Annotated in this window: 7 protein-coding genes; 3 read left to right on the top strand and 4 right to left on the bottom strand. The window is 67.2% G+C overall.

The window, feature by feature from the left end; translation table 11 throughout:
- Nucleotides 1-99 precede the first annotated feature (99 nt).
- Together K789_RS0101110 and K789_RS0101105 are read left to right on the top strand one after the other, a co-directional pair.
- Nucleotides 100-1,257, top strand: a complete 1,158-nt coding sequence (locus K789_RS0101110) for a pyridoxal phosphate-dependent aminotransferase (protein WP_024365139.1) — start codon at nt 100-102, stop codon at nt 1,255-1,257.
- A 153-nt stretch (nt 1,258-1,410) separates the two neighbouring features.
- Entirely contained in the window at nt 1,411-1,611 is a 201-nt protein-coding gene (locus K789_RS0101105; protein ID WP_024365138.1) for a hypothetical protein, read from the top strand.
- A gap of 44 nt (nt 1,612-1,655) precedes the next feature.
- On the opposite strand, the gene K789_RS0101100 is transcribed toward K789_RS0101105, so the two are convergent.
- The 3 genes from K789_RS0101100 to K789_RS0101090 all read right to left on the bottom strand — a co-directional run bounded on the left by K789_RS0101100 (nt 1,656) and on the right by K789_RS0101090 (nt 3,056).
- Nucleotides 1,656-2,003, bottom strand: a complete 348-nt coding sequence (locus K789_RS0101100) for a CU044_2847 family protein (protein WP_024365137.1) — start codon at nt 2,001-2,003, stop codon at nt 1,656-1,658.
- A 28-nt stretch (nt 2,004-2,031) separates the two neighbouring features.
- Complete coding sequence (gene trxA / locus K789_RS0101095; RefSeq protein WP_024365136.1) at nt 2,032-2,469, bottom strand: thioredoxin; 438 nt, start codon at nt 2,467-2,469, stop codon at nt 2,032-2,034.
- Nucleotides 2,470-2,570: 101 nt separating this feature from the next.
- Complete coding sequence (locus tag K789_RS0101090; protein ID WP_024365135.1) at nt 2,571-3,056, bottom strand: nucleoside deaminase; 486 nt, start codon at nt 3,054-3,056, stop codon at nt 2,571-2,573.
- Nucleotides 3,057-3,244: 188 nt separating this feature from the next.
- Here K789_RS0101090 and K789_RS0101085 point away from each other — a divergent pair, with 188 nt between their 5' ends.
- Nucleotides 3,245-4,408 (top strand): ScyD/ScyE family protein, encoded by a 1,164-nt coding sequence (locus K789_RS0101085; RefSeq protein WP_024365134.1) that lies wholly within the window; start codon nt 3,245-3,247, stop codon nt 4,406-4,408.
- Nucleotides 4,409-4,505: 97 nt separating this feature from the next.
- On the opposite strand, the gene rbfA is transcribed toward K789_RS0101085, so the two are convergent.
- Nucleotides 4,506-5,015, bottom strand: coding sequence for a 30S ribosome-binding factor RbfA (rbfA, locus tag K789_RS0101080; RefSeq protein ID WP_024365133.1), 510 nt, complete (start codon nt 5,013-5,015; stop codon nt 4,506-4,508).
- Nucleotides 5,016-5,225: the final 210 nt, after the last annotated feature.

Here is a 5,225-nt window from a genome sequence, read left to right as displayed (position 1 = left end):
GGCTTGTCCACTATTACCAGTCCAGAAAGCACGCTTCCCAGTATATCTGCGCCGGGGCTGCCCCCGGCGCCGGAAACTGCGGCGGCTAGGATGGCAGACATGCCCGAGCTTGCCGCCCACGTCCGCGATGTCCCCATCAACCAGATCCGCGAAATCACCGAAGCCGCCTGGGGAACCCCCGGCGCCATCGTCCTGAGCATCGGCGAACCGGGTTTCGCCGTCCCCCGCCATATCCTCGAGGCCGGGATGGCCTGCCTGGACCGTGACGAAACGAACTACACCCCCAACGCCGGCATCCCGGCCCTCCGCGAGGCGTTCGCGGCCAGGTTCCGGGAACACAATGCGACGCCGGTCGGAGCGGACCGCGTGTACGTCGTCGACGGGGCCCAGCAGGGCCTGCACTTCGCGATGAGCCTGCTGCTCTCGCCGGGCGACGAAATCCTGATCCCCAATCCGGGTTACCCGACCTTCGCGATGACCAGCAGCCTGCTGCACGCCATCCCGGTGCAGTACCCGCTGTATCCCGAGCACGACTTCCAGCCCCGGATCTCGGATATCGAGGAGCTCATCACCCCGCGGACCAAGGTGCTGATCCTCAATTCACCATCCAACCCGCTGGGCGCTGTCCTGGGCGAAGAGCTCACCCGCAGCCTCGTGGAGCTGGCCGTCCGGCACGATCTGTGGATCATCTCCGACGAATGCTACGAAGCGTTCACGTATGACGTTCCGCATGTGAGCCCGGCCCGCTTCGACAGCGACATCCCGGGCGAAGCCCGCGTGTTCACCTCGCTGACGCTCTCCAAGACCTACGGCCTGACGGGGCTCCGTATCGGCGCGCTGGTCTGCCCGCCCGGGCTGGAGCAGAAGATGAACAACGTGATGGAGGCGATTGTCTCCTGTGTCGCCGCGCCCTCGCAGTACGCGGCACTGGCGGCGCTGACGGGCCCGCAGGACTACGTCAGCCACGCCCACGGGCACTACCGGGCCAACCGGGATGCCGCCTCTGCGGTGCTGGCGTCCAAGGGCATCCCGTTCCTGACGGCGCAGGGGGCCTTCTACCTATGGGCTGATGTGTCCCATGTCAGTGGCGGCGACGTCCGGGGCTGGGTCCGCCGGTTCCTGGCGGATTCCGGCGTGTCCTTCGCCCCCGGCACCGCGTTCGGTTCGATCGGCGAGGGCTGGATCCGGATCGCGCTCTGCAGCAGCCAGGCCGATCTCGTCGAAGGCCTCAGCCGGCTGCCGGCCCGGATCAGCTAGAAGCCGGCCGACAGCCCAGTCTCCGGGGTCCTTGTCCCCTACCGCCGCGGCACTGCAACTCCTAACCTGAGCGGAGCGCAATGAATTTCGCGCGGGGGTCCGCGGGCTGCTGTTCCGGAATTAGTGTTCGAGCGTTTCGTCAGGGAGGTTCACATGTGGTGGCAGGACTTGTTATGGGGCATCTGGAACGGGCTCACTGCCTGGATTGTGTTAATCGTCCATGTCTTCGGGCAGTGGAGCGAGTTCCCTTTCTACAACACGGCCCGTGCCGGTAACTGGTACGACTTCGGCTTCCTGCTGGGGGTGGGCTCGCCCTTCCTGGGTGGCCTGGGCGCCCGGCGCAGGCGCCGCTAAGCAAGCGCCCCGCCCATGGTATTTGTCCGGTTGGCCGCGCGGCCTCACAGCATGATTTCTTCCTCCGGTGACAATTGAGCCGCGGGCGCGTGGGTGAAGGACAGCTTGACGATGAAGTGGGCCTCGGAGCAGTTCTGCGCGATGATGGCCCCTGCCTCGCCGGCCAGCTTCACGCCGAACTGGAGCTCGAGGTGCTCGGCGCCGACTTCCTTCAGGACCTCGGCCGCCGCGTTGGCCGCCGGCCGGATGGCGGCCAGGGCATCTTCAAGCCGCCGCCCGGCGTCGGTAATTCCCTGTTCGTTCCGCGAGGGACGCTCGACGCCGAAGCTGTCATCCGCGACCTCGACCAGGACCGTCCCGGAACCAACTTCGTAGCGCAGTATTGCGGTCATTCTTTCCTCCATCTCGCCAGTGGGACGGTCACGGTTGGCCCGCTGCCAGCGCGCCGTCAAGCCATTGGCGCAAGGCCGCTGCCGGCGGAGCACCAGCCTGGCGGGCCACGACCTTGCCGTCCCGGATCAGCAGCATGGTCGGAATGGCCTGGATATCGAAGCGCCTCGACAGTCCCGGCGACTTGTCGACGTCGACCTTAACGAGTTTCACCCGGCCGGCCCGCTCCTGGGCCAGCTTGTCCAGCACCGGGCTGACCATGCGGCAGGGGCCACACCACGCGGCCCAGAAGTCGATCAGCACCGGCGTCGAGGACTGCTCCGCGATAACACCGAAGTCCGCGTCACCCGCGTCGACGATCCAGGGCAGGTCCTTGCGGCAGTTGCCGCAGCGCGGATGGCCGGCGGCCGCCGCCGGAATCCGGTTGGTCTTCCCGCAATGGGGACACGCGATCAGGCTGGAGCCCACGGCCCGCCGCCTTTCCGAGTCCCCGCAGTCATGGTTCCATGGGACGCCACCGCGCGGGGCGGGCATAGAGTCCAAAGTCCCCCGGCCCCCGTGACACGATCTCAGTACTCGATGCGGTCGGGGTTGTCGCGCCAGGCCTGGAAGGGAACGTCCGACGCCGGGACGGCCGTGTGGCGGACCGGCATGAGTCCCGGCCGGGTTCCGTCGAAGTATTCGTAGAAGAGCGCGTCGTCGAAGCCGGCGGCAGCAGCGGCGTGACGGTCTGCGGCGAAGTAGACCCGGTCCACCCGGGCCCACAGTGCTGCGGCAAGGCAGAGGGGGCACGGTTCGCAGCTGGCATAGAGCACGGCGCCGCTGAGATCGAAGTTGCCGGTTGCGGCGGCGGCCGTGCGGATGGCCACCACTTCGGCGTGCGCTGTGGGGTCGTTGTCCCGTGTGACGCGGTTGACGCCCTCATGGATCCGCCCGTCGGCTGTCACCACCAGCGCTCCGAACGGTCCGCCGCCCGCGGCCACACTCCCGGCGGCGAGCCGGATCGCCCGGTCCAGGAAGCGGTTGATGTCGGCAGCGGAGGGTGGCGTGAGCATGGTCCGATCATAGCCAGCAACGGCGTCTGGTGCGGAAGATCCGGGCTTGCCGCGCAGCCATCGACTTTGCGACTCCGGGGGCCTACTATCCGATTGAGGGGGCCGCCGTGAACAGTCCGGCGGCCGCTGCACCGGTCTCAATGGTCTCAACAAAGTGGATACTTCATCATTCGCCACGGGAGCCAACCATGAGAAAGAGTTTGTCATTGCTAGCCACGGCCGCAACCGCAGCCGTGTTCCTCACCAGCGGGACAGCCGCCGGCGCGGCCCCCGGCGCGAACGCCAGTGGCAACGGCGGCGGGAACGCCGGAGAGGCAGCGCCCGTTGTGCTTACCGGCAGGCTGGTGGGCCCGCTTCATGTCAGCGCCAGGCACCACGGCTCCGTCACGGTGAGCGAGTCCTTCGCCGGTAGGGTGACGCGGGTCGACTCCGAAGGGAACCAGAAAGTCCTCTACGAGACTCCGGACTGGAGCGTTGCGGGCAACGCCCAGCGGGACGGGAAGACCTATTTCCTGGAGAGCCAGGGCGCCGGACCCGACCCCGCTGAGCTGGCCGGCCACGTCCGGATCATCGACGAAGACGGGCACCAGCGGACGCTTGGCGACTTCGCCGCCCTGGAGACGGAGGACAACGCCGACGGCACCACCCGGTACGGCTTCCGTGACCTGCCGGACGGCTGCGCAGCGCAGCTGCCGGCCAACATGCCGGCCAGCTACAAGGGTGAAGTGGATTCACATCCGTACGCAATCGCCGTCACCGAAGGGGCCTTCTACGTCGCCGATGCCGGGGCCAACAGCGTGGTGTCGGTTGATGCCCGGAGCGGCACGACCGAGACCGTCGCTGTGCTGCCGCCGCGGCCCTACAAGATCACCCCGGAGGCCGCGGCCTCCAACGGCCTGCCCGACTGCGTTGTGGGAACAACGTACGACTTCGAGGCTGTTCCGACCGACGTCGCCGTCGGCCCCGATGGCTGGCTGTACGTGACCTCGCTTCCGGGCGGGCCGGAAGATCCGGCACTGGGCCCACGCGGGGCGATCTTCAAGGTGAACCCGGACGACAACGAGGTGAAGCTCGTGGCGGAGGACATCATGTCGCCCACGGGACTCGTCCTCGACGACAACGGGGACATGTACGTTGCCTCGCTGTTCGGCGAAGGCGTCCTCAGGATCGACCCAGACTCGGGCGAACAGACAGTGGTGCTCGCGGCCGGCTTCGCGGCCGACGTCGACCTCCGCGGACACATCCTCTATGCAACGGTCAACGCCCTGCCCGGCCCCGGCGGCCCACCCGACGGCCAGGTCATGTACCTGGATCTGGAGTCCGGGCGGCACGACGGCCCGGCGAAGTCCTGACACCGCGGCGCGCGGCTGAACAAAAATGGCCGGCCCCCTGCGGGGGCCGGCCATTTCCTTGCCGTCCTGCCGTGCTGCAGGACAAAGTGTTGCTGGACTACTTGTTGTTGTCCTCGTCGACGTCGTCTTCGTCGATGAGGTCCAGGTCCTCTTCGTCGAAGTCGTCCTCGTCGAGCTCCACGTCCTGCGGAGTGTCGCTCTTGTAGGGGTCGGCGTCGCCGGCGTGCTTCGCGCTGGCGGCGAGGGCGGCCACCTCGGCGTCACGCTTCTTCGCAGCCCGGAGCAGTTCCTCCAGGTTGGAGGCGTTCACCGGGATCTGGTCCGCCACGAACTCGAGGGTCGGGGTCAACCGGACGGTGATGTTCCGGCCGACTTCCTGCCGCAGCACGCCCTTGGCTTTCTCAAGCCCCTTGGCAGCCTCGGCCTGGACCAGCTGGTCACCGAACACGGTGTAGTAAACCGTGGCGTGCTGCAGATCATTGGTCACACGCGCATCGGTAACAGTGACGCCCTCAAGCCGGGGATCCTTGACCCTCCGGCCCAGGGCCTCAGCAACAACAACCTTAATCCGCTGCGCCAACTTGGCAGCCCGTGCGGGATCAGCCATTTCCACTCCTAAAAATTTGGATGTACGACGGCGCGTTAGCGGCTGACGTACAACGTCTGGGTTTTCATGCCACGCGCCTAAGGCGAGTCTACGACGGACTCCCGTTGGATTCTTTCCGGCGGCCTGGGTGGCATCCAAGGCGGCAGCCGAGGGACCCGATGCGAGCTTGCGAGCATTGGGAAGGCTGACGCCGCTGTCGGAGCCGGGCGG

The sequence above is a fragment of the Arthrobacter sp. TB 26 genome, from assembly GCF_000427315.1.
GTDB lineage: Bacteria > Actinomycetota > Actinomycetes > Actinomycetales > Micrococcaceae > Arthrobacter.
This window is presented reverse-complemented; position numbering and strand designations above follow the sequence as displayed.